Source organism: Streptomyces muensis (assembly GCF_021474425.1).
Taxonomy (GTDB): Bacteria; Actinomycetota; Actinomycetes; order Streptomycetales; family Streptomycetaceae; genus Streptomyces; species Streptomyces muensis.
The window spans coordinates 1-832 of sequence record NZ_JAKEIP010000611.1 but is presented as its reverse complement, the minus strand read 5'-3'; the positions used below and the strand labels follow the sequence as shown (position 1 = coordinate 832).

At 72.8% G+C, this 832-nt stretch carries 1 protein-coding gene; it reads right to left on the bottom strand.

The window, feature by feature from the left end:
• On the bottom strand, window positions 1-635 hold a 635-nt coding region (locus L0P92_RS44705), incomplete at its 3' end, for a maleylpyruvate isomerase family mycothiol-dependent enzyme (RefSeq protein ID WP_234768848.1).
• Window positions 636-832 lie beyond the last annotated feature (197 nt).

The window sequence follows — 832 nt, the reverse complement described above, 5'->3', positions numbered from 1 at the left end:
ACCCCCACCAGCTCATACGCTGCAGCCCCGTCCACCGGCCGCCCCGCATAAAGCCGCACCAGCGTCGCCGCGTCCCCGATGTACCGCGCCGGCGGCCTCGACGCCGCCGCCTCCCCCAGCCGCAGCGGCTCGTCGACGTCGTCCAGGTCGGCCTGCAACGGCACGTGCCGCCGCTCCCGGGTCAGCCACGCGAGCAGCCGGAGTGCGTCGGGCAGCCCGGCCCCGGCGTACGCCCCCGGCTCCCCGAGCGCCTCCCGTACGTCCCCGGCGTGCACCCACTCCCCCAGCGCGATGCCGTCCAACGCCCCACCGGCCTTGGCGATCACCGGCCCCGCCTCGGTCATCCCGCGCTCCAGCTCGTCGACGATCTGCGCGGGGGTCCAGTCGGCGCGCTCGGCGATGTCCCGGTCGTTGGACTCGGGCGAGAACACCCCCTCCTCGAACCGGTTCTCCACCACCCGCATCAACGCCGCCGAACAATGCGCCAGCACATCCCGCACCGACCACCCCGGACACGCGACGGTCGCCACCCCGAAGTCCCCCTCCGCCCTCCCCCGCAACATCGGCACCAACACATCCCGCTCAACAACCAACAACCGCCCCGCCAAAGCCGGATCCCACACACCAGAAGTCATACGCCCACGCTAGGCGCCCAAGCCCCCCAGAGGGAGAACCCGACAGCTCGTATCTACGCCGTCGCCTGCAACCCCCTAAGGGACGCGGGGAACTGCGCGACCAGCCCCACCCGGCCGACACCCCGCCACGAAACCTCACCACCCGACAGCTCGTATCTACGCCGCCCGGCCCGCACCCCCTCAGGGGCGCGGGGAAC